The sequence below is a fragment of the Bdellovibrio sp. SKB1291214 genome, assembly GCF_002209355.2.
Taxonomy (GTDB): domain Bacteria; phylum Bdellovibrionota; class Bdellovibrionia; order Bdellovibrionales; family Bdellovibrionaceae; genus Bdellovibrio.
Genome location: NZ_CP106855.1, coordinates 546,413 through 569,172, shown reverse-complemented (window position 1 = coordinate 569,172; position 22,760 = coordinate 546,413). Strand labels below are relative to the sequence as shown.

Genomic DNA, 22,760 nt, shown 5'->3' with positions numbered 1-22,760 from the left:
AACGGGCAAGTGTTTAATGATTGTGGACTAAGTTTTAGGGAACCAAAATGAGACACGTCCCCCAAGAACTGAGTGATTCGCGCCATCTTTGATAACGTTTTCTGCTTTAAGTTCGCCACCATGAAGTTGGAGGATTTCTCTCATAATCACAGAGCCGATCCCAACAGAGATACGTTTGCCTGACGAACCATCTACAAGACTGCGACTGGCTTTTTTATGGCCGAACTCTTTCAAAGCGCTTTCAGAAAAACCTGGGCCGTCGTCAGTGATTGCGAGCTGAAGCTTTTCGCCACCATTCGAAATGCTCACGTTGATTTGCGTACTTGCAAATGAGGACGAATTTTCGAAAGCATTTCTTAACAGACGATCAATCAATTTCGAAGAACCCATAATCTGTGCTTTGGAAGCATCGATAGTGCAGTCGATATTGAAGTTCAAATTAGGATATCTGTTTTTAAAAACAGTCACTTGATCTTGAACGCGCTCCAAAAGATTGATTTCTTCGGTACCAGCAGAGTATTTGGGTTCTGTGATCTGCGCTAAGAACAACAAATCCTCAACCAATTTTCCAAAATATTCGACTTCAGAAAAGCACAACGCAACAATCTCTTGCCGCTTTTCAGAGGACAATCGTGTTTCACCGACTTGCATTGTCTCCAAAAATGTTTGCAGCGACGCCAGGGGAGTGCGCAGGTCATGTGCTAAATCCTGCAGTAATTGACGGCGGGCTTGGTCTGCTTTGCGCAAGCTTTCAACCATACTCTCAACGTCGCTGGCCATTTGATTGAAGGCATTAACCAGTGGTGCAAGCTCTTCATATTTTTTTGCGGGCAATCGTGCTGACAAATTTCCGTGGCGAAGTTCATTCAAGACACTCACAGCTTCTTCAGCCCGTTCACGGTAGCGGGAGAATTGATAGATCAAAGCAACACCCACAGATACCAATGTGAAAACAATCAAGAAACCAAGAATGATGAAGAGAGGATTTCTGCGCACCGACCAAAAATTTGGAGGACCGCCGGGTCCACCGGGACCGCCAGGGCCAGGAGGAGGACCCATTTGCCCAGGAGGACCGCCCGGTCCGCCTCCACCGCAAGGTTTGGGGCCACACATCCCAGGCATTCCTGGAGGTAAGCCTCCGGGTCCGCCAGGTCCCGCGCCAAATTGTTGCGGGCTAAATCTATGAACGAAGTAAACCCCTGCAAATTTCGTTTTAGAAACTTCGAGTCGGGGAGGGCCGAATTCCATTTCTCCGAAACGAACCGCTTTATCTTGCGCCAAAGATTGAATTTCAGTTTCAGTCAAAGGTTGTGGCAGGACGGGTTTTCCATCGACGAGGCTTTGTCCCGATTTATCAATCAACTCAAAACGGATGAAATTATCAGCACTGTTACTTGCCTGGAACTTTTGAAAGGCGACCAATGGATCACTGTCCAATTGTTCATACAAGTTTCTGAATAAGTAATTCGGGGGTTTCATATAACGCACTTGGGTTGTTGGGCGATCCAAATAAGACACCAACCAAGCCGAGCCAAAAGCCATAAAGATAAATACAATAATGATCGAAACGAAGATGAAGTAATTTCGGCGGAACAAAGAACGTGTGATCATGCCGTTTTCTCCAAGCGATATCCTTGGCCATAGACCGAGTTAATCTTCACATTCAAGATTCCATTCTTGCTTAATTTCGAACGTATATGGCTGATATGAGAATCAACCGTACGATCAAAAAGCTCCTCTCCCGAGGAAAGGCTCGCAATCAGTTTCTCACGGGAAATAATCGTTTCAGGATTTTCAAAAAACACACGCAGTATCTCGAATTCGCGACGATTCAACGTCACCAGAGCCGTTTCGGTTTTTAGGACCTGCTGATTTTTGATCAAAGTTAATCCGCCGAAACGAAGTAAATCCAACGTGGGTTTACGATCATTCAACTGGTTTTTGATACGGGCCAAAATTTCTTTTTGGCCAAATGGTTTGCGAATATAGTCGTTTGCTCCATGTTCAAATCCGCGCACCACACTTTCTTCGTCAGTGCGCGCAGTTAAAAACATGATGGGAGTATTAATTCCCTCGTTGCGAAGCCATTCACAAAATTCATAGCCGTTGCCATCCGGAAGATTAACGTCTAACAAGAAGAGATCAATACCAGGGGTCGTTTTAAAGATCTCGCGACCTGCCGCCAATGATTTCGCCCAATACACTTGGAATTGTTCTAACTCCAACTGCATCTGAATTGCTTTGCCCAAGATAGGATCGTCTTCAAGTAGAAATATTTGTGTCGCCATAGTCTTTAAGGTATCAAAATTGATCCCTGTCCTTAAGTTCCATTTTCGGCCATAAATGTGGAGAGACTATGGAGCTAGGCTAAAGTCTCGAAAAAAGACGCTGAGCCACCGTTAAAATGCAAAGGGCCTCTTGTGCCCAGAGACCCTTTGACCTGAAATCAAATTTTCTTTCGACGGCGATCTATTTAAGATCTTCCAAACAGCGCATAGCTGGATCACGTTGTTCGGGAGTCAAAATATCAAAGAACACTTTCAGTTGGAAATCGCCCATCAATTTACCCAAAGCAGTCATTTTGGCACCCACATCTGTTTGAGATGCGACTGCATCTTCGCGAGTCGATGTTGAGCTAGAGAAAACGCGCTTCATATTTCTCAAAGAAGATTTCACATCTCTTTTAAGTGGTTTTTTCGCGCTATTGAAATCAAAGAACGCATCACGCAAAGAAACTTGTTGGGCATCGGTCAAATTCACTTGTTTGCAAGAGTCCGGAGCGTCGGCTTTTGCGTAGACGATTGAATCAACCATAGAAACTGTGAGCTCTGCCTCACTATTTGCTTGAGCAAATGCTGGAGTCACGAATGCTGCGATTACGGCAAGTTTTGTTAACTTTTTCACTTTTGAATCCTCCTATTGTTGTTGGAGTCTCGATTCAAAACAAAAACAATGAAAAAGAAAAGTTGAACTCGCAAGCTTTGTCGAATTGAATAATAGCTACACGAGTTAACATGTCTGTGAACAATCTGTGGAGTATCACCGAATACTTTTCACATTTTTTACGGGGAACGGAAGGACCAGAAAATATTCTGGTTGTTGCGATCAATCGGTTTTGAGGCAACAATTTCTTGTGTAGTATGTAGGAGTTTTTGTGACAGTCGAACAACAATTGAATGAAGCACGTCAACGAATCGGATCAATTATGGCGACAGTGGTAAAGGAAATGACATCTTGTACGGACAACGTCGAAGTCTCATTTTCCTGCGGAGAGAAAACCACGATTTATAAAGTGGAGTTGCCACAGGAATTTCGCGGTAAACTTATCGGGGCTCAGGGCAAGAATATTTCTTCACTGAGAAATATTTTAGGAGCAATGGCAGGGAATCACGGGTTCCGCGCCATCATCGAGCTTGTTGTTTAATATTTAATTTCAACGCATCTAGAAAGACAAAAGGCACCTCAGCAAGGTGCCTTTTGCGTTTTCAAAAGCAGCGCCACTAGGAGAGATGACTGCGAATCATCCAGGCTGCTTTTTCGTGGAATGTGATCAAGTCCTCATACAGTGTCACAGCACTCGTCTCCTCTTCATTTTCCGCTGTTTCCAGACGGGCTTTGTAGAGTTCTGCAAGAGTGGTGTGGTCGGCTGTTAAAATATCGATCATCTTAGTTGAACTGAGTTTTTCCTCAGTGCACTCTTCCACATCTGATAATTTTTTAAATGCTTGCAGACTGCCAGGAGCTGGTGATTTTAATGCTCTTAAAATCTCAGCTGATTTATCGACATACTCTGCAATCTCTTCGTATTGTTCTTCGAATAATTTATGCAAAGAAAAGAACAAGGGACCTTCCACGTTCCAGTGAAAGTTTTGAGTTTTTAGCTGCAAGAAGTACTCGTCAGCCAAAGTTTTTTTCATATCTTCAATAGTTCCAGTTGAAGCAGCAGTCTGTTGGCTTTTCGCAGAAGCCTTACTGATGTTGTGTACAGACGAAGTTGAGCTGTCTTTTGATGGTTGTGCTGAATATTTCATAATGTCCTCCTAGGGCAAGTCACATTGACGAGCACAGGATAGGCCAACTGAAACCAAATTAATAATCTTCTTTTCCTATGGAATATATAGGCTATTTCTATATGTCGAAGGACATTGAATTACAGGCCGTTAATCCCTTCACTAAAACTTCTAGGTTTTATGTCCTATGTCCCAGGGGATTGTCGACTTTAATAAATTGAGACTTCGTTCTGGTCAGGGGCATCTCTTTAGGGAGTGACTGTAGAATGGTGTCAGTGAAGGCTTTCAGCAGTGCCTTGCGCTGATAATGGGGACCGTGCAGAATGCTGACCTCCCTCGTGGGCACAGGTGCTGAAAAAGGTTTTAGGCGCTTCTTGTCTTGCACGTCCTCGGTCGCTAACAACGGCAGCAGGGTGAATCCATCACCTTGGTCCACTAGTTTTTTTAATGTCTCTAAACTTCCGCCTTCGAAAGAAAAGTTTGAAGAACTATTTAAATTCTTTTTGCTTCTGCACAACCCTAAACTTTGTTCGCGAAAACAATGTTCCTCGCTGAGTAATAACATTTCATTTAAGGACAGATCCGACTCGTCGACATGTTTTTTTTGTAACAAAGTGTGACCGGGTGAAAAGTAAGCGACGAAGGGTTCATAGAACAAAGCTTTCTGCGAAATATTAATATCATCTATGGGAGTGACGGCGATTCCTAAGTCCAAAGAGTTGTTGCGAATTTTATCAACGATGGGTTGTGTCTCAAGCTCATCGATCACTAAATGGACATTCGCGTACTTTTTCATAAACTTGTTAAGAAAAAGAGGCAAAAGATAGGGAGCCAGTGTTGGAATAATACCAATACGAAGTGTTCCGCTGATCGCGCCTTTCGAATCGTCGATGATTTCGCGAATATGTTGCGATTCTTGAATAACGACGCGCGCTTGTTTCAAAACAAGTTCACCAATCTGCGTGGGACGAACGGGCTGCTTGGTGCGGTCAAACAAAATGACGTTGAGTTCATCCTCAAGCTTTTGAATCTGCATACTTAGTGTAGGTTGTGTAACGTGACACTGGAGAGCCGCCTGGCTAAAACTTCCCGTGTCTCCAACGGCCAAAATATATTCAAGTTGAGTGAGCGTCATAAGGTAAGAGTGCACTTTGCAAAAAAGTCGCGCAAGGAAATAAGGAACTGAGGATGGAACAGTATCAAGATCTACTACTGAAAAAATCTCTGCCTCTGTCGGAACAAGTGGTGGAGGCATACTATCGTTATCCACGCCACCTTTTCGTTCCAGAATATACAATTCAGGAGGCTTATGAAGATGCCCCTTTATTGTTATTTAAGAAGGGCACCTTTGTATCGACCATCTCTCAACCAAGTTTTGTGATGCGCATCTTAGATATGCTACAGCTACATCCTGGACATAAAGTTTTCGAACTGGGAGCAGGCTCGGGTTGGAACACCGCTTTGATGTCTTATATTGTCGGCTCTCAGGGGCGAATTGTCAGTTCTGAAATTATTCCTGAGGTCGCAGATCGAGCGCGCGGTATTTTAGATCAAATGCGTATTACGAATGCAAAAGTTTTTACTGGTGATGGATTTGAGGGATATGAACAAGATGCTCCCTATGACCGAATTATTTTTACAGCGGGTTCGGCGGAAATGCCGGAAAAGATTTTTGCTCAGCTTAAGGAAGATGGTTTGATGGTCTTTGTTCGTAAGGAAGACAAAAAAAACGATATGCTTCAGCTCATTAAAAAGGTGAATGGGCAACAGCAAATCCTAAATTCGATTCCGTGTTCCTTCGTGACAGTGAACAGAAATGCAGAGTCCCGCCTACAAGACGGGACTCTCTAAAACTAAGGCTTTGGAAGAACGTCAGGACGAGCAGTGGGCTTTTTCGGCGTCAACTCCATGACATGTTCATCCTTCGAATTGTCTGGAGAAACTTCTTCGTCCTCCGGCTCATCATAAAGATGATAGTGGGACGCAATCTCTGCAAATCGCTCACTAGCTTCTTCGATTTTCATTCCCACTTTTCTTTCAATGAGATCTAGGATCGAGTGCGTATTCCCCCGAGTGCTGTCCAAATCATTCTCCGTAAGCTCATGCCATTTTTCCATGAGCTCTTTCTTCAAGTCTTGCCAAGCATGTCCCGGTAGATGTGCCATAACTTACTCCTGAATTGTAGGTTCAATCACTAGATCAATACGTCTGTTTTGCGCACGACCTGCAGCAGTTCCATTATTGCTAATAGGGCGCTCGTCACCTAAACCGATCGCATCAACTTTGTCTGAAGACGCGCCATTTGCGATCAATTGTCGTTGAACGGATTTAGCACGCTCTTCTGAAATTCTTTGATTTGTTTCAGCTTTACCCGTGGAGTCCGTGTGCCCTTGGACTTCGATTTTTGCGGCAGGAACGTCATTCAACGCCGTTTCCACTCTTTGCAGCAAGGCTTTATTTTTAGGTGTCAATGTTGATTTACCGCTGGCAAAGTTCAAGCCTTTAAGGCGGACCATGACTTTACCATCTTGAGTAAAGACCTCTGCTTCATTGGGACGAAGTTCACGGCGGATTTTATCTGCCGCTTGGGTCAAAGCTTGTTGGCGAGCCAATTCCGCTTCTTGTTGTTTCGCTACTTCGAGTTGCTCACCAGCTTGAGCTAATTCTTGTTCTTGAGATTTATTTTCGCCTCGTAGATTTGTGATCATACGTTGTTGGCGCTCATTTTGTAGAACTAACGCTTCCGAGTTACCGGCATTCACTTTCGACATCACTTCTGCCAAATGGTCTGCCTCACGAGTTGCATCTTCCGCTGTTCTTGATATTGCAGCTGTATTGCGGGGGTCTTGAGCAATCAATTTCATTGTTTGATTGTATTTTCCTTCAGCCAGCGCCAATGACTTTGGAGCTTTATCTTTGGCTTTGTCTTTTTGAGCATCGTCAATTGTAGATTTCGCTCTGCCAAGGTGTTGTTTTGCCACAGAGTCGCGTTCGATTTGACGATAAGCTGCAACCAAATCGGGTCCTTTTTTCTCAGCCGCTGTCAGACTGCCGTTTTCGACGTCTTTAGTGACATTTTCAAGTCGGTTTTCTAATTTTTTCCATTCTTTCGAATACAGATTCGGAGCTCCAGCTTTCAAAGCACCACTGCGAGCATCCGTGATTTCACCCAAGGTTTTTTTAGAAATATCTGATTTGTTTTCACCTTGTTGCAACCACGCGCGAGAGTAAGAAACTCTTTCTAAGATTTTTTCAGCACTTTTTTTATCAGCCTGATAGTCCTTGGCTTTTTCTAATTCTCTTTCCGCGCTTTTGAAATTATCTGGTGAAAGTACGTTCATTTGTTTTGCACGTGCTTCATTGACCATTTCTTCAGTGCGTGAAATTTCCACCGCTGGGTCGGCAGAATTCGGAATGGAAGTGACATTTGTTGGCTTGCCTGCGCAACCGATAAATCCGGCGGCGAATGCGGATGCGATCAATAGATTCGTGTAACGGGACTGCATAAATCCTCCTTCGAGTTTGAGTCTTTCTAAACTGAACTTAGGCTAAACCTGCGGTTAAAGGACCGACAAGGAAAAGGGGAAAACACACAGGAACCAGTGGCGAACAACAATGACTCCAAGTTTTTCGTCGGTCCTTTTTTCTTGCTGCTTGGAAAGTGGGGTTGGGTTCGGAGCAACTGCCGCAACCTTAGCGGTCTTGCTCCCGCACTCCGCGACACGCCATCCGGGCTCACCGTCGACGCCTTTGGCGGTTCGCGCATCCTGCGCCGACGGAGGTCGCCGCTTGCGGGAGCAAGACCGCTAAGGTTGCGGCAGTTGCTCCCACGTAGTTCTTTTTTCAAGCAGTAAGAAATAAGACCCTACGAAAATTGGAGATGGGTCCTTAGAGGTTTTATTGGTTTTTTCGAAGTGAGAGAGAGAGCAAAAAGTGGCTGACATCGAGTCAGCCACTTTTTGATGGAGTAGTTCCCCCGTCTCAAAGAATAACCCGCGAATCTGAATTAAAGACGGCGAGCTCAGACTGAAACGCAGCGACCTCCGTGGGCGCCACGATGGCGCGCACTCGCCGAAGGCGAGCCACGGCTGAGCCTGGACGGCGTGTCGCGAAGTTGCAGGCTGAGATCGACGACTTTAATTCAGACGTCCTAGCGTCATTCTTCTTCTGATTTGGAAAGCAAAAGGTCGCGGTTTTTTATTTGAATAGCGCGGCCGCTGGATTGATCGATGATGCCTTCTTTTTCAAAGTTGGCTAAGGTTCTAATCACGGTTTCTGGAGTTGTGCCGGCCCATTGGGCAATTTCTTTTCTGGTCCAATTTTGTTGAGGGAAATGGTGTTGCAAGAATAGCAGAGCGTCGGCGATTCGGGCTGCTGCGTCCTTGTCCATTTGGCCGGTCCACTTGGCTTCGGCTAAACGCAAGTCTCTTGAAAGAAATTCCAGGAATTGCATGGCAGCTTCGGGGTGGTCGCGGAAAAGGGCCAGGATTTCATTTTTTGGAACGAAGGATAAAACAGACTCTTCGACGGCGATTGCTGTCGCATAATAATTTTCTCCGGCGAACAAAGCACGATAACCAATCAGACCGCCGGGGCCGATTAAACGTAAAGTATGAGAGGCACCTGTCGCGGAGATTGAATCAAGTTTGATTAATCCGTCATGAACTTTGTAAAGTCCTAGTGGCTCGCCGCCGGCTTCGAAGATTGTTTGACCGGCCTTAAAACGGCGAAGGGTCTGTGCCTTATCTAAAAGTTCTTTAAGTTGCATAACTAACAGAGTACCAAATTGTTTTCTATTGGCGAGTGATTTTTGCCAAGTGCTAGATCCAACAGGACACTGTCAGCGGGATGTTGATATTCCTCCGTGTTTAAGCGCTGAGCGGCCGCAAACTCCGAGGTGGAAAAGTTCCAGCGTTGCAAAACTTGGTGGTAACACTCATTAAAAGTCGCTTCAATTTCTAAGGGGAGGGATTGCTTCATGTCGTCCGTCGACTGACGCTTGTAATAACCCAACAGCACGGCTTTTAAAGTTTTCAATAAATTCAGCGGCACCGAATTCATATCGGACATCAGGTAATGAAATTCTTTACGGAAAGTTTCATCCTTAACAAGCATGTGTTGAATTGCAGGAAGCTTTAAAACCTCAACCAACCTTTGGCAGAACAAAACCTGGGCTTGAGCTCTGATGGGATCATGGAAAAAGTGATCCGCATGAATAAGATCATGAACGATAAATCCTAAAACATCGCGGCCTTCTTCAACAAAGGACCGAATCTCTTCCGAACCAATCAACATACTGACACAGCGACGACCCTGGGCTTGCATTGCCAAAACATCGTTAGCGGAGGGTAAAGTCGTCATCAAATTCAAAGGATATAGTTTGCTATGCCAAGCTGCCAGACTCCGCTGGACTGAAAAAGGTATTGAACGCCAGCTATGGCTACAGAAAGTTGATACGAAATCACTCTCGTTATCTAAGGGACGTAAACTTTTGCAAACGCCTAACTCAGCGGGCAAAGTTCCCCGAAGTATTGACACAATGAATCCTGAACGAACCCCCTGGGTAGCAGTTTGAGGCAGAGGAAGATTGTGTTTACCGCCCAAAAAATCTGTGGGCCGGCGCAGGAAAATAAATGTCAAAAGATACGCACACGCCATTTCAACATCAGAAAGTGTTCCCTGATGCCATAAATTTAAAAAGGGAGCAATGGAGCGAGCCGCTTGGCTGGAATGTGTCTGCAAAAATGATTCGTCTAAAAGACGGTGGCGAAACCGCCCTGCGCGTAACATAATCGGATTTCTCGATTCGAAGGTGTCTAACAGAACTCTAACAATTATAATGTTGCTTTAGTACTTTGGTCCTTCTTTAATATCTATATACACCAAATAAGACAAGACATGGATGTGTTGTTAGAGGGGCATTTGATGAAGAAGCTTCTGGTCGGAGCGCTTGTATCAGTTTGTGCGTTTAATGTACATGCACGGGAAAATCTGCTTTCTGATGTCAGCGGAAACAACCCAAGATTCAGTGAATACTACACTGTTAACAGCATGCCTTCCTTCGAAACGGCCCCGACAACTCATTCCGTAGATCCTGTTCAGACTCTCCAAGATATTTTTGACGCCGCTGCTCCTACAACAGAAATCAAAGCCGTTCTTATTTCACTTTTGCATTTTGACCACCATGACGAAGATTATGGGAATGTGGGGCAGGCCTATAACCGCAAGCAACACTTCGGGACATGGATTCGCCCCAGCAACGATAACTCTTGTTTAAATACCCGTGGTTTAGTTCTGGTTCGAGATTCCAAAATTCCTGTCGAAATGAGCTCAGGCGGTTGCACAGTTCGCAGCGGTGAATGGGATGAACCCTACACAGGTGCCACGGTGACAGAAGCCGCAGATATTCAAATTGATCATTTTGTTCCGCTCAAAAATGCATACGTGAGCGGGGCGCATAAGTGGAGCTACTCGAAGCGTTGCCTTTACGCGAATTTCTTAGGAAATAATTTTCATCTTATTTCAACGGACGGTCATGAAAATATGACTAAGAGTGATAACACACCCGAAGGTTACATGCCGCCGAATACAGCTTACCGTTGCCAGTACTTGCAACAATGGTTGAAAGTAAAATTGATTTGGGAGCTGGGGGTCACTCCACCAGAAAAAGCAGCAGTGGAAAACCTGATCCGTCAAAATAATTGCAACGTTTCACAATTTCAATATTCTGTAGCGGAGCTCCAAGCTCAAAGACAGTTTATGGCTGACAACGCCAACCTTTGCCACTAAGAAAAGTGGAATGATTTCTTATCAAGACAGAGTTTTAGGAATGTTATGGGGGCTTCACGCAGGGGATTCTCTGGGAGCTCCATGGGAGTTTTTGCCACCTCTTCCTGCGTGGAATGCAAAAACCGAAATCGTTGGCGGTGGAAAATTTAATTGGGCACCCGGGGAGGCGACTGACGACACAGATTTGATGTTGGCAGTGATGCGCTCATTGAAAAGCTCGCAGGAAATTTCCTTTGATATTTTGAAATCAGAAATGTTGGCGTGGTTAGCAAGTAATCCCCCAGACATCGGCAATACAACGATTAAGGGTCTGCAAAATCTGAAAGCAGGAATGCCTCTGCGTGAATGCGGATTTGTGTATAATGCCGAAAGAGCTCAAGGCAATGGTTCGATCATGCGGGTGGCACCTTTGGCATTATTGAACGAAGATGCTGTCGGTACTTACAGCACGGATAAGACTTTGGGCCTTCGTGAGATCATCATCACCCAAGCTAAGATGACCCATGGACATCAACTCTGTGTAGATACGGATTTGATTTTCATTCCTGCGGTGAAAGCTGCACTGGCGGGTAAATCAAAGATAGACATTTATGAAGCTGCACTGGTTGAGGCGGCGAAAACGAATCCGACAATTTATCAAAGGTTAATTCAAATCCCCTCTATTTCTTGGGAAAACCTTGCGACCTCAGGATTCTGCGTTGATACGTTGTGTGCGGGGATGTGGGCGTTCTTAAAGTATGACACTCTCGAAGAAGCTTTGATATCCGTCGTCAATCGAGGTGATGATTCTGATTCTTGTGGCGCTGTCGCGGGTGTTTTGTGCGGAGCTTATTATGGCTCACAGGCCATTCCAAAACGTTGGGTTGAAAAATTAGAGTACCGTGCTGAAATCCAACAGCTTGTTTTCGGTTTTTTTAGACATTCATAAACTGTCATGAGTAGAATCTACTCATGGCTTATACAACTTTAGAATTACTCGGCACCATCTTTTTTGCGATCGCAGTCGTCCACACTTTTATGGTGGGGAAAATCTTGCACTGGTCCCATCAGTTTCCTAAAAACTCCATGATCGCAGGTTTCTTGCATCTCTTAGGGGAAATCGAAGCGGTTTTTGCAATTTGGGCCAGCTTATTCATGGTTTGTTATATCGCCATGGAGGGATGGACTCCCGCAATTACTTATCAAAACTCCCTTGATTTTACGGAACCGTTCTTCATTTTTGCAATTATGGTGATTTGTTCCACTCGTCCCATTATCACGGTGGCTCGTCAGTCTATCTTAGCGATCAGCAGTGGCGTCCAAAAAGTTTTTAAAACTCCCGCGGTGACAACAGATCTTGCTGTGGTTTTGATTTTAGGTCCGTTGTCTGGAAGTTTTATCACCGAGCCAGCTGCGATGACTGTCACCGCCTTCATGTTGAATGCAATGTTGCAGAAAGAAACGAACAAATTAATTTATGCATTAATCGCAGTTCTTTTCGTGAATGTTTCTATCGGGGGTGCACTGACTCCCTTTGCGGCCCCTCCAATCTTGATGGTTGCCTCTAAATGGGGATGGGATTTTGCTTTTGTTGCGACCCATTTGGGTTGGAAAGCGGCGATTGCAGTCATCATTAATGCCATCGGTTTGATTTTGATTTTCCGAAAAGATCTGCAAAAAGGCTGCATCACTTTAAGAGAAGTCGAAACCAGAATGTCAGGAGCCCAGGCGGCAATTCCTTGGCAGGTAATTTTAATTCATTTGTTGTTCTTAGCGGGAATCGTAGTTACCGGCCATCACCGCAATGCTTTCCTAGGTATTTTCCTTTTATTCCTCGGTGTTGCTTCAGTGACAATTCGTTATCAGGATTCTTTGCGTTTGAAGGAAAGCCTTTTGGTTTCATTGTTTTTGGGTGGGATCATCCAGTTCGGTGCTTTCCAAAAATGGTGGTTGGCACCGTTGCTAAGTAAAATGAATGACGCTGTTTTATTTAAGGGCGCCACTCTTTTGACCGCGATCACTGACAATGCAGCACTGACGTACTTGGGTTCACAAGTTGATTTATCCGACTCTAGCAAATATGCCCTGGTGGCGGGAGCCTTGGCCGGGGGCGGTTTAACGATTATCGCTAACGCTCCGAACGCAGCGGGATACTCGGTTCTAAGTCACAAATTCCCCGGCGGAATCAAGCCGTTGAACTTGTTGATTGCAGCCCTCGCACCAACAGCCATAGCCATCATCTGCTTGTGGCTCCTCTAAAAGGTGGCGGCCGTTTTTTTGATATACAGCGCGTATCTAAAAACCGGCAATCACCTTTTGGGCAAAAAAAAAGGGAACCCGAAGGTTCCCTTTTTAGCTTTGAACTTAAAAAGTTCGAAGCGCTCAAACTAGTGAGCAGCTTCTTCTTTTTTAACTTCTTCTTTAGCAGCTTTTTTGCCGTGTTTTTTTGCAGCTTTTTTCTCAGCTTTAGCTTCAGTTTTTGCAGCTGGAGCAGCTTCAGTAGCAGCAGCTGGAGCTGCAGTAGTTGTAGTAGCAGCAGGAGCAGCTTCGTTAGCTTGAGCAACAACACCAGCGAAAACAACAGACAATACTAGAGATACCAATTTCATAAAACCTCCAAATGGTTTATTTAAGTTTTCCTTTATCGGAAACAGGATCAGCGTAGCAAACGAAGTTAAAACTCCGATTAAAAGCATATTAAATGTTTTTAATTTCAAACGAAAATATCGCACCGTTCCCTGAGCGATTGCCTGCGCTGAGTTTTGCTTCGTGAAGATTCGCAATCTTCTGAGCGATAGCTAGACCAAGGCCGAAGCCCTTCACGCGGTTTTCAACAGAAGAGCCGCGAGAAAATCTTTCGAAGATATACGGAAGCTTCTCTTCCGGAATGCCTGGACCATTATCTTCCACGAGCAACAGACTGGTTTCATCTTTCCACACCAAGGTGATTGTCACTGTTTCACTGTTTGGAGAGTACTTGATGGCATTTTCGATGACGTTGAAAACTAGATTCTCTAATAGATCTTTATCGCCACGCACAGATTTGCGATCTGCTTTTGATTCGTTGTTGATGTTGAATTTAAGCTTAATGCCCTTTGAACTTGCAAGCTTCTCGCAACGGGTGAGGGCTTCAAAAACCAACTCTTCTAAAGAGATTTCTTGCAAATTCAAGGCGCCAAGCCCTGCATCCGCTCGCGCTAGCAGCAGCATTTCTTGGACAATGTTGACCAGGTTGTCGACCTCTTGCAAAGCACTCTTCGTGTATTGATCAACGTCGATCTTATCTTGCTTTTTCAAAAGCTCCATTTCTTGGCGCATGATCGTAAGAGGCGTCAAAAGTTGGTGAGAAGCATCAGCCACAAACCGTTCCTGAGATTGAAAGGCCTGTTCGATACGATCCAGCATTTCATTTAAAGTCATGGCCAATTTTTTAATTTCATCATCAGCGGGAGGAATCGGAACGCGACTGGAAAGTTCGCTCACTTTGATTTTTTTAGCGATGTCGATCATGTGATTTACGGGTGCCAGGGCTCGTGCTGATAAAAACAATCCCCCCAGCATAGCGATCAATAATACCACCGGAATGCCGATTTCTAGCAGCGTCAAACGTTTTGAAATCTGTGTCTCAAGCAACGTCATTGGCACTGCGATCTGCAACAGGAGTTGAGGTTTCGCCGCATTATCCAAAGGAAAAGAAATCAGACGATAGGAATCGGCCTCGGCAGAGGGGATATTGTGAATATGCTCGATCGTTCGATAGGTCGCTTCTTCACCAGCCCAGATTCGATCAAAATCTTTTTTATAGGGTGGGTTGAACTCGCCGAAATTTCCTACACGGGCAAGGACTGCACCGGAACTGTGGCGAACTTGAATCAAAGCTGTTCCTAAGGGAAACGGCAAAATTTTACCGTGATCCAAGCGCAGGGGAGGAAAGTTTAAGTCACCCTTAACACCGATCTCCACTCCTTCGGAAACGTCGACAGAATAATTGAAAAGGGCATCGTCGAAATCTTGCTGAAGGTTGTCGATGGACATCTTAAAGATGAACATATTGAACAAGATCGTCGTGGCGCCAAAGAACACCACAAAGAATAACGACAGGCGAACACGAATGCTTAGTTTTCCGAAAAAACTACGGAGACTCTTTAAGAACATAGCCAGTCCCTACCACAGTGTGAATGAGTCTTTTGTTGAAGGGTGCATCGATCTTTTTACGCAAAAGATTGATGTACACATCGATCACATTCGATTCGGAATCAAAGTGAATATCCCAGACATGTTCAGCGATAGAAACGCGGCCCAACGGACGCTCAGGATTGCGCATGAAGTATTCAAGAAGCGCAAATTCCTTAGTTGTCAGTGAAATGTCTTGGCCAGATCTGCGCACTTTCCGTTGCAAAAGATCCAACTCAAGATCGGCATATTTTAAAACATTGGTGATCGCAGCCCCGCCGGTATTGCTGGCTTTGCGACGTAGCAGGGCACGAACGCGTGCGTGAAGTTCATCAAAGGAGTAGGGCTTTGTCAGATAATCATCTGCACCCGCATCCAAACCATTTACTTTATCTTTGGTCGTTGAAAGCGCCGTCACCATCAAGATGGGGCCAGCATAACCGTCACGGCGCAGATGTCTTGCTGTATCGATGCCGTTTTGATCCGGCAGCATCACGTCTAAGATCACAAGGTCGTAATCGCCTTGAGCCATGTAAGATTCTGCCGCCGTACCGCTTTCTGCGATATCAACTGCATAACCGACTTCATTTAGGCCCTTCTTTAAGAAGTTTGCCATCTTTGCTTGATCTTCAACGACAAGTATCCGCATGAGGGAAAAGTTCTCACTTCACCCTCGTGATGGCAAGGGGACGGGTGCCAATGGTAATGCTACAAGTCAGGAATCTCCCCAGGATCCCATTGGCTTTTCTTTTGATATCCAGATCTGGCTGCTTTATCGACGCTTTCAATTCTTTTTTCAGAGTCCGCTTTCACCGATACCTGTGGGCCACCAGGTTTTTCCGATTCCTGCAACGTCTTGAGGACTGTTGCATAAGATTTAATTTTGCGAGGCAAAGTGTAAGCTCCGCGAGCGGTATCGGATTCAAAGAAAACTTCTACCTCGTCAGAAATATCACGAACGACACGCACTTTGGCGGTGAAGGATTCGCTCTTTTCTTCGGTGGTTTCGGCTTCATAGATATTGGTCGATCTCTTTTGAATCTTGCTTTGTGCATGAGCAGGATCGACCATCAAAAAGACTAATATCAGGCTAAACATAGATGTGAGTTCCTTTTTTTATATTCTGCCCCGACAAGTCCTTTGGAGGCAATCAGACACGAGGTCTTTCTCAGGTTGGGACGGGGGCTTGACAGCACCGGTTCAAGAAATCCTGAGGGGCCCCAAATGCGTGTAATTCATAAGAAAAGCTTGCTGAATTGCGCAACGCAGAGCACACTTTTGTAGTGGGTGTTTACATCAGGAAAACACCCCTTCACCTTTGAAAAATTGGAGCTTCCATCTGATGGTTCATGTGCTGTTCGTAGATGACGAACCCACACTCCTGAATTTATTTAAACAGGAGATGACGCAGAATAATTCTGTGCTGAACTTCCATTTTCATCGTGCGACGAATGCTCAAGAATGCATCACCCAGCTTCAAGATTTAGGAAATTTACCCGTGGTTTTGGTGATCTCCAAGGTCACGGGTCCCGACATGGATGAGTTGGCCCTTTTAAAGATCGTACAGCGAAAATTCCCTCGAGTCAGAATCTATATCTGCACCGAGATGAGTGCTCCTTATACCCGCAAAGGGAACGAAGAGCACGGATCACTTCGTTTTATAGCCAAACCACTAAATTTCAAAACTCTCTACGGCGCCATCTCCGAAGACTTATTGCCCCCATTGTAGGCGCGCCTCTAGGTCCAACTTTACGTTCGTGAAAGAACGCGTGTGTCTGCGCGCATTATCTATTTGAAAATTCAATAAATCGTCGCAAGATATGGGGTCTGTGAATTGATAAACAACCTTGAATGGGGAGATTGAATGAATAAGTTAGTACTTGGAGGCGTTGTTGTTGCACTGGCTGCTACTACTGCCTGCACTAAGAAAGTGAAGTTGGATTCCGACATCAAAAAAGCGTCATACGCTATCGGCCAACAAATCGGCGGTAACTTGAAACAACAAAACATCGACTTCGATGCTGACGCTTTGGCGCAAGCTTTGAAAGATGCATCTGCTGGCAAAAACGAAATGACTAAAGAAGACATGCAAGCAGCAATGATGAAACTTCAAGAAATGGCTATGAAGAAACAACAAGAAGCTGCAGAAACTAACTCTAAAGCAGGTAAAGACTTCCTTGAGAAAAATAAATCTGCTGCGAATGTAAAAACAACGGCTTCTGGTCTTCAATACATCATTGAAAAAGAAGGCACTGGCGCTCAACCTAAAAAAGAAGACGTAGTTAAAGTTCACTACAAAGGGACTTTGACGAATGGCGAACAATTCGACTCTTCTTACGAGCGTGGTCAACCTGCTGAATTCCCAGTTGGTGGCGTTATCCCAGGTTGGACAGAAGCTCTTCAACTAATGAAAGTTGGCTCTAAAGCTAAACTTTTCATCCCACCAGAACTTGCTTACGGTCCGTCGGGTCGCCCAGGTATCCCACCAAATTCAGTTCTAGTATTCGAAGTAGAATTGATGGATATCGTAAAAGCTGAAAAACCCGCTGCAAAAGCTAAAAAATAGTTAAAGATGTTTGATCTGACTATTGACCCTTATCTTCATTTCGATCGCCTTCTAAAGGAGGCGATTGAAAAGCAAATCCCAGAAGCCAACGCGATGTCGGTGGCGACTGTGGATGATAGGGGCATTCCCTCTGTGAGAGTTGTCTATATGAAAGACAGAACTCCAGAGGGTTTTGTTTTTTATGGCAACTATCACAGCCATAAGGGACTGGATTTGGAAGAAAATCCAAACGTCTGTTTGAATTTTTATTGGCCCGCAATCTGGCAACAGGTTCGCGTGACAGGAATGGCTGTTAAAGTTCGCCCGGAAGAAAGTGATGCCTACTGGAAAACTCGCGCAAGATTAAGCCAAATCGGTGGCTGGGCTTCGAACCAAAGTGAACAAATCCCTGACTACGATTATCTAGCTCGTCGTGTGCAAGAATACGAAAAACAATTCGAAGGCCAAGAAATTCCTCGTCCACCACATTGGGGCGGGTGGCTTGTGATTCCCACTGAAATCGAATTCTGGTTCGGTTTGACCGGTCGCTTGCACGAACGCTATATCTATCAAAGAACTGAAGAAGGTACGTGGAAGACCTTCATGCGTTCCCCTTAAGTACTCCCTCTAAGTTTCTCTTTTCGAGACGCCATCTTGACAAAACCGCAATCGGCTAGACAGACGAACTTTCTCTAAGTGAGGCAGTACTGTCGCAAGGGTGATGATTCTGAATCTGAAGAAAATTTGATGATCACTCAATATTCTGCCGACGATGAAAAAGAAGGCGATGAAGAAGCTGAGGTTGAAGCAAATCCAGACAACAAAACTGTGGAAGTCGCATCTGGTGATGAGGCAGCTCCTGCAGAGGGCGAAGAAGTGGCAGAGGGCGGTGACAAAGCCGTGGCTTTCTCTAGCCCTATCTTGATGAAACGTTTTGAGCGCGCTCGTGATTTGATGATCATTGGTGAAAATGAGTGGGCGCGTTGGGATCTTTATGACATCGAAAGAAAAACTAAGAACCGCGATTACTTAAAAACCTTGATGTCGGAGTATTCTACAGCGGGTCATTTCAATCGCTCTTCTTATATTGCGCAAGTGACGTTCGGTACCGTTCGTGCTTCGCAAGGAACTGAGGGCGGCCGTGCAATGTGGGAACTTGCTTACCCACGTGCTTATTCTGATTCTGTTGATAAATACACAAAGCAGTTCACGGTTCCAACCGAACTGGTTTGGGGCATTATGAGAGCAGAAAGCTCTTACCGTCGCGATGCGATTTCACCGGTAGGTGCCTTGGGGCTCATGCAGGTGATGCCATTTACTGGATACAAAGTGGCAACTCTGGTTGGGGACAAAGAATTCAAACCTCCTCAATTGCTTGAGCCGGATACGGCCGTGAAAATTGGTTCTCGTTACTTAAAACGTTTGATGGATAGATTTGATAACACCATTCCCTTGGTGGCGGCCGGTTACAATGCGGGTCCACACCGTGTGAAAAACTGGTTGGTGTCTTTCGGTACTTTGGAAACGGATGAGTTCATTGAACACATCCCATTCCTTGAAACACGCAACTATGTAAAACGTGTAGTATCAAATGCATATGTTTATTCAAAATTGTACGGCAACAAAAAGGATCTTTTCCCTTATCTGTCAGAAGCAGTGCCTGTTAAGGTCAATGCGGAGCTGGTAGGTAAGGAAAATTGGGACGACATCTAACGCACGATCGACGCCCAACCGCTGAGTTGCTCGCGCGTAAATGAATTTTTAGGAATTGGCAGCATTGAGTAACAACTGGGTACGTTTTCTTATTAAAAAGTCTTTCGAGATCTTTGCGTCACTGGCGGTGCTAGTGGCGCTTAGTTTTTTATTGCTCAAAGCTTTACCTGGTGGACCCTTTGATGATGAAGCTGCTCTTCACCCAACAGTGAAGGCGACGCTGTCCGAACAGTGGGGTCTGCAACAATCCACACTGACTCAATCATTTAAATATCTTACTTCTTTATTGCATGGTGATTTAGGTGTGTCGATGGCGCATCCTGATCAGCAGGTGTCTTCGATCATCGCCAAAGGCTTTGGCAATACTTTAAGTTTGAATCTGGCGACCTTGGTGTTAGTGATCTTGGCAGCATTTGCATTGTCTTTACTTTCTCAACGTTACCGTGACAGTTGGTTTGAAAAGGGAGTGGATCAATTAATGATTACATTCATTTCCTTGCCAAGTCTGTTCTGGGGACCTTTGTTGATCTACCTTTTTGGTTTTTATTTGGACCTTCTGCCGACGGCCTTTTTATCCGAGCCACGCAATTACATTTTACCTATTCTGACTTTAGGAGTTCGCCCATTAGCATCTCTAGTGCGCATTCTGAAAACCTCTTTAAAACAGAACTACGATATGGACTATGTGCGCACGGCAAAATCTAAAGGTGTTGAAGAATGGGATATTATCGTCCGTCACGTTCTTCGTAATTCTTTGATTCCATTTTTAAGTTATCTGGGACCCTTGTTGGTCGGGATGCTGTCGGGCTCATTTTTGGTTGAAATGCTTTTTGCTATTCCTGGCTTAGGCGGGCAATTCATTATGGCCTTGTCTGATCGCGATTACACTTTGATTGTCGGTTTAACATTGTTTTATGGTTCAATGCTAATTTTGGTAAACTCTTTCATCGATGTTTTGATGAGAGCCGCTGATCCAAGAATGAGGGACGAGGCATGAAGCGCCCTCTCGTAATTCTTGCAGCCCTATATCTCAGTTTCTTAGTGGTCGGGGTGATCCTGGCTCCGGTCTTTTTTTCACAAGGCTTTGAGCAAAATATTGATCAAATTCTTCAAGCCCCTTCATCGCTGCACTGGTTTGGTACCGATTCTTTAGGACGAGATTTATTTGCGCGTGTCTTGTTGGGGGCCCGCGTTTCCCTGACTGTGGGCGTGGTCTGCGCGATTTTAACTTTCCTGATTGGTTTCGTTTATGGCGCTGTGGCCGGGTGGTTTGAAGGCTTTGTAGATCGCATAATGATGCGTTTTTGCGATATACTGATGGCTATCCCCAGTTTTATCTTGGTTGCAGTGATTTGCTTAAGCGTTCAGCTGATTTTACCTATTCAAGATCCGCAGTGGGCCGCAATCGTGGGCTTGTGTGTGGGGATTTCGGCCACTCATTGGATTAATATGGCTCGTGTGACCCGAGGGATGGTTATTGAAACTAAGCGTAAGCCGTTTGTGGATGCAGCGATTGCTTTAGGTGGAAACAGTGCGCACATCGTTCTTCGTCATATCTTGCCCAATATCGGAAGCACCTTGTTGGTCTTAGTTGCTGTGCAAATACCGACAAACATTCTTTATGAAAGTTTCATGAGCTTTATCGGAATCGGTGTTCATCCACCTTATACAAGTTGGGGAATCTTAGTCAGTGAAGGGTGGAAAACGCTTTCAAGTTTTCCTCATCTAATCCTATTTCCTAGCCTGATCTTGTTCTTAACCGTGTGGAGTTTCCACATCCTGCTCGACGAAATTCGCGATTGATAAAAGTCTTTAGGTTGCTTCTTTTAATACAAGGGCAAATCATAACTAACTGACTCAAGGGTCAGGATGGAATTTTCTAAAATCTCTCCAGTCAGATAATTAATATTTCTTATATAAAGCCCATAAGCTGTTGGTTGGAATTCAAAAAACTCATGCTGAGAGGTTATTTCGTAGTTATTTGTGCCTTTTTTCAAATGAATAATTTCGCTTCCCGATGCTTGCGTATCAAACTCCATTTTTCCATCCTGCACACTGACCGTATCAATTGCGATAGTCAGGTCCTTGGCTGGAGCGGTTATTTTTAGTTTTATTTTGCGTTGACCAAGAACATTCGCCTTCGCAGGGTTGCTCCACATCGGATTAATGATGCCTTTTTCAGAATGAAGAGGCTGATCTAAAGTGACCACCACACGGCCAACCTTCCAAATCGTGTTCACATCATCACTGCAGTTCTTAACGAAAAGTCCTTGGTTGTCAGTGGAGACTAAGCAGGCAGATTTACTTTTAAAAAACGTGGAAACGCTTTTAGAAATCTCAGAAGCGGATGCTTTTCCTTCTGTATGCATATTCGTCAACATGGAAAGGGATATGAAGCCACTGTGCCCATATCCATGAGTTACAAAATAATGATTTTTCAAGCCCTGCATATGTTTTGCTAAATTGATGACATCGCGACTGTCTTGGTCGTCACGAAAACCATAACTGTAAATCATCGTCGCTTTGGTCTTCTTCAGCGCGGCTAAGAAATCTTCTGATTTTTTAGCCAACTGTTTCTGGGTCAAAGAGCGCAAATGGACGCCGAATGTTCGCCGAGCATTTTCTAAAAGTTCATCATAGTTTTTTGATGTCCGAGCTAGCTTATCGATCGCTGCGGGACGAGTATTGCCATCCCAATTAAGCCCGGTTGTGTATTTCATCGCAAGGACACCGTTACCATGAGCCGATAAACTGTCTGCACTGGGATTCCAGGGAGCACTGGTCGGTAATGCCGCTTGAAGAGCGGGGTGATTTGTTGTTGCAGCCGCAAGAGCTAAAAAGCCGTCGTAAGAAACTCCCGCAGCATAGATATCACCGTTAAACCACTTTTGCTGGGTGATCCAATTCATTGTGGCGTTGGCGTCTTTCGCTTCTTGTTTCCAATTCAACCACTCAAAATCACCCGGAGCATTTGATGTCCCGCGAGCTGGTTGCAGAACGACTGCTATCCCGTTTTTCACCGCTGCAAGATAGTTTGTAAAGCTGATGCCTTTTGAAAAGTAGGGGGAGCGGACAAGTAGGGCTGGAACTGTGGTTGCCTTTTTTAAACTAGGCTTAAACACTAACGTGGGAATTTGAATTCCGTCCGACATGGTAACTGCGGCCTGGGCAATACTGTAATCAAAACTGATTTCAGCGAAAGCAATATCGGCTACGTTCCTGTCTCGATTTATCAGAATAATGGCGTTCTTCTGACCATGGCGGTAAATAGTCATCACTCCGTTATTTAAAACCAGTTCCGGATTTCCAAGGCAGAACTCCTGCAGCCAATCAGCGGGATAGTTTATCAACTCTTTTTGGATCATCTCGAACTCTGCTTCGCCCAGGAGCTTCGAGCGCTTAGGATACTGATCGCAGATTTTTTCCACCGGAGTTGATGGATAAGCCATTGCCGAAAGACTGCCTAAAGCGGTCAGGGCAAGAAGCAATAGGCTTGAAACGCGAATTTTGAAGTTCATGGATAGAAACTACTGCAAGTCATGCCACTGTCT

At 44.9% G+C, this 22,760-nt stretch carries 26 protein-coding genes; 12 read left to right on the top strand and 14 right to left on the bottom strand.

All coding sequences use genetic code 11. The annotated features are described in order from the left end of the window. Window positions 1-27: 27 nt before the first annotated feature. From B9G69_RS02850 to B9G69_RS02840, 3 genes are all read right to left on the bottom strand, one after another. Window positions 28-1,611 carry a sensor histidine kinase gene (locus B9G69_RS02850; protein WP_088617020.1) on the bottom strand — a complete coding sequence of 528 codons (1,584 nt, stop codon included), beginning with the start codon at window positions 1,609-1,611 and terminating at the stop codon, window positions 28-30. Next, entirely contained in the window at window positions 1,608-2,288 is a 681-nt protein-coding gene (locus B9G69_RS02845) for a response regulator transcription factor (RefSeq protein WP_088617021.1), read from the bottom strand. The genes B9G69_RS02850 and B9G69_RS02845 overlap by 4 nt, the downstream gene beginning before the upstream one ends. A gap of 181 nt (window positions 2,289-2,469) precedes the next feature. Beyond that, on the bottom strand, window positions 2,470-2,904 hold the full coding sequence (locus B9G69_RS02840; protein WP_088617022.1) for a Spy/CpxP family protein refolding chaperone: 435 nt from the start codon (window positions 2,902-2,904) through the stop codon (window positions 2,470-2,472). Between the two features lie 250 nt (window positions 2,905-3,154). On the opposite strand from B9G69_RS02840, the gene B9G69_RS02835 reads away from it, so the two are divergent. Beyond that, on the top strand, window positions 3,155-3,424 hold the full coding sequence (locus B9G69_RS02835; RefSeq protein ID WP_254917061.1) for a KH domain-containing protein: 270 nt from the start codon (window positions 3,155-3,157) through the stop codon (window positions 3,422-3,424). A 76-nt stretch (window positions 3,425-3,500) separates the two neighbouring features. Here B9G69_RS02835 and B9G69_RS02830 read toward each other — a convergent pair whose 3' ends face one another. Together B9G69_RS02830 and B9G69_RS02825 are read right to left on the bottom strand one after the other, a co-directional pair. Then, on the bottom strand, window positions 3,501-4,031 hold the full coding sequence (locus tag B9G69_RS02830) for a Dps family protein (RefSeq protein WP_088617023.1): 531 nt from the start codon (window positions 4,029-4,031) through the stop codon (window positions 3,501-3,503). Window positions 4,032-4,188: 157 nt separating this feature from the next. Then, window positions 4,189-5,145, bottom strand: coding sequence for a LysR family transcriptional regulator (locus B9G69_RS02825; RefSeq protein ID WP_088617024.1), 957 nt, complete (start codon window positions 5,143-5,145; stop codon window positions 4,189-4,191). A 53-nt stretch (window positions 5,146-5,198) separates the two neighbouring features. On the opposite strand from B9G69_RS02825, the gene B9G69_RS02820 reads away from it, so the two are divergent. Next, a complete protein-coding gene (locus B9G69_RS02820) occupies window positions 5,199-5,861 on the top strand; it encodes a protein-L-isoaspartate O-methyltransferase family protein (protein WP_088617025.1) in 663 nt (220 codons plus the stop codon). A 2-nt stretch (window positions 5,862-5,863) separates the two neighbouring features. Here the strand turns inward: B9G69_RS02820 and B9G69_RS02815 are convergent, their stop codons facing one another. The 4 genes from B9G69_RS02815 to B9G69_RS02800 form a co-directional block, all read right to left on the bottom strand. Continuing rightward, window positions 5,864-6,175 (bottom strand): transcriptional regulator, encoded by a 312-nt coding sequence (locus B9G69_RS02815; RefSeq protein ID WP_254917064.1) that lies wholly within the window; start codon window positions 6,173-6,175, stop codon window positions 5,864-5,866. A 3-nt stretch (window positions 6,176-6,178) separates the two neighbouring features. After that, window positions 6,179-7,516 carry an OmpA family protein gene (locus B9G69_RS02810; protein ID WP_088617026.1) on the bottom strand — a complete coding sequence of 446 codons (1,338 nt, stop codon included), beginning with the start codon at window positions 7,514-7,516 and terminating at the stop codon, window positions 6,179-6,181. Window positions 7,517-8,166: 650 nt separating this feature from the next. Next, on the bottom strand, window positions 8,167-8,778 hold the full coding sequence (locus B9G69_RS02805; RefSeq protein ID WP_088615068.1) for a Crp/Fnr family transcriptional regulator: 612 nt from the start codon (window positions 8,776-8,778) through the stop codon (window positions 8,167-8,169). 2 nt (window positions 8,779-8,780) lie between these two features. Next, window positions 8,781-9,341 (bottom strand): hypothetical protein, encoded by a 561-nt coding sequence (locus B9G69_RS02800; protein ID WP_254916831.1) that lies wholly within the window; start codon window positions 9,339-9,341, stop codon window positions 8,781-8,783. Window positions 9,342-9,643: 302 nt separating this feature from the next. On the opposite strand from B9G69_RS02800, the gene B9G69_RS02795 reads away from it, so the two are divergent. The 4 genes from B9G69_RS02795 to B9G69_RS02780 all read left to right on the top strand — a co-directional run bounded on the left by B9G69_RS02795 (window position 9,644) and on the right by B9G69_RS02780 (window position 13,037). Further along, on the top strand, window positions 9,644-9,802 hold the full coding sequence (locus tag B9G69_RS02795) for a hypothetical protein (RefSeq protein ID WP_254916830.1): 159 nt from the start codon (window positions 9,644-9,646) through the stop codon (window positions 9,800-9,802). Between the two features lie 133 nt (window positions 9,803-9,935). Continuing rightward, on the top strand, window positions 9,936-10,799 hold the full coding sequence (locus B9G69_RS02790; RefSeq protein WP_254916829.1) for an HNH endonuclease family protein: 864 nt from the start codon (window positions 9,936-9,938) through the stop codon (window positions 10,797-10,799). A gap of 10 nt (window positions 10,800-10,809) precedes the next feature. Next, window positions 10,810-11,727 (top strand): ADP-ribosylglycohydrolase family protein, encoded by a 918-nt coding sequence (locus B9G69_RS02785; RefSeq protein ID WP_088615066.1) that lies wholly within the window; start codon window positions 10,810-10,812, stop codon window positions 11,725-11,727. 23 nt (window positions 11,728-11,750) lie between these two features. Continuing rightward, on the top strand, window positions 11,751-13,037 hold the full coding sequence (locus B9G69_RS02780; RefSeq protein WP_088615065.1) for a putative Na+/H+ antiporter: 1,287 nt from the start codon (window positions 11,751-11,753) through the stop codon (window positions 13,035-13,037). A gap of 128 nt (window positions 13,038-13,165) precedes the next feature. Here B9G69_RS02780 and B9G69_RS02775 read toward each other — a convergent pair whose 3' ends face one another. From B9G69_RS02775 to B9G69_RS02760, 4 genes are all read right to left on the bottom strand, one after another. Further along, complete coding sequence (locus tag B9G69_RS02775) at window positions 13,166-13,387, bottom strand: hypothetical protein (protein WP_141096900.1); 222 nt, start codon at window positions 13,385-13,387, stop codon at window positions 13,166-13,168. 88 nt (window positions 13,388-13,475) lie between these two features. Further along, the gene (locus B9G69_RS02770; protein ID WP_088615063.1) at window positions 13,476-14,933 is read right to left on the bottom strand and encodes a HAMP domain-containing sensor histidine kinase; all 1,458 of its coding nucleotides are present in this window, start codon (window positions 14,931-14,933) and stop codon (window positions 13,476-13,478) included. Then, window positions 14,911-15,600 (bottom strand): response regulator transcription factor, encoded by a 690-nt coding sequence (locus B9G69_RS02765; protein ID WP_088615062.1) that lies wholly within the window; start codon window positions 15,598-15,600, stop codon window positions 14,911-14,913. Before B9G69_RS02765 ends, B9G69_RS02770 begins: the two co-directional genes overlap by 23 nt. 59 nt (window positions 15,601-15,659) lie before the next feature. Beyond that, on the bottom strand, window positions 15,660-16,049 hold the full coding sequence (locus B9G69_RS02760; protein WP_088615061.1) for a hypothetical protein: 390 nt from the start codon (window positions 16,047-16,049) through the stop codon (window positions 15,660-15,662). Between the two features lie 304 nt (window positions 16,050-16,353). Here B9G69_RS02760 and B9G69_RS02755 point away from each other — a divergent pair, with 304 nt between their 5' ends. From B9G69_RS02755 to B9G69_RS02730, 6 genes are all read left to right on the top strand, one after another. Beyond that, window positions 16,354-16,680 (top strand): hypothetical protein, encoded by a 327-nt coding sequence (locus tag B9G69_RS02755; protein WP_265437941.1) that lies wholly within the window; start codon window positions 16,354-16,356, stop codon window positions 16,678-16,680. Between the two features lie 135 nt (window positions 16,681-16,815). Further along, window positions 16,816-17,517: an FKBP-type peptidyl-prolyl cis-trans isomerase gene (locus B9G69_RS02750; RefSeq protein WP_088615059.1), complete on the top strand. Its 702-nt coding sequence runs from the start codon at window positions 16,816-16,818 to the stop codon at window positions 17,515-17,517. A 6-nt stretch (window positions 17,518-17,523) separates the two neighbouring features. Continuing rightward, entirely contained in the window at window positions 17,524-18,114 is a 591-nt protein-coding gene (pdxH, locus tag B9G69_RS02745; RefSeq protein WP_265437940.1) for a pyridoxamine 5'-phosphate oxidase, read from the top strand. Between the two features lie 129 nt (window positions 18,115-18,243). Beyond that, window positions 18,244-19,209 carry a lytic transglycosylase domain-containing protein gene (locus B9G69_RS02740; RefSeq protein ID WP_265437939.1) on the top strand — a complete coding sequence of 322 codons (966 nt, stop codon included), beginning with the start codon at window positions 18,244-18,246 and terminating at the stop codon, window positions 19,207-19,209. Window positions 19,210-19,273: 64 nt separating this feature from the next. Beyond that, window positions 19,274-20,206, top strand: coding sequence for an ABC transporter permease (locus B9G69_RS02735; RefSeq protein WP_088614025.1), 933 nt, complete (start codon window positions 19,274-19,276; stop codon window positions 20,204-20,206). Next, window positions 20,203-21,012 (top strand): ABC transporter permease, encoded by an 810-nt coding sequence (locus tag B9G69_RS02730; protein WP_088614026.1) that lies wholly within the window; start codon window positions 20,203-20,205, stop codon window positions 21,010-21,012. The genes B9G69_RS02735 and B9G69_RS02730 overlap by 4 nt, the downstream gene beginning before the upstream one ends. Window positions 21,013-21,035: 23 nt before the next feature. Here B9G69_RS02730 and B9G69_RS02725 read toward each other — a convergent pair whose 3' ends face one another. Continuing rightward, a complete protein-coding gene (locus B9G69_RS02725) occupies window positions 21,036-22,727 on the bottom strand; it encodes a CocE/NonD family hydrolase (protein ID WP_088614027.1) in 1,692 nt (563 codons plus the stop codon). Between the last annotated feature and the right edge of the window lie 33 nt (window positions 22,728-22,760).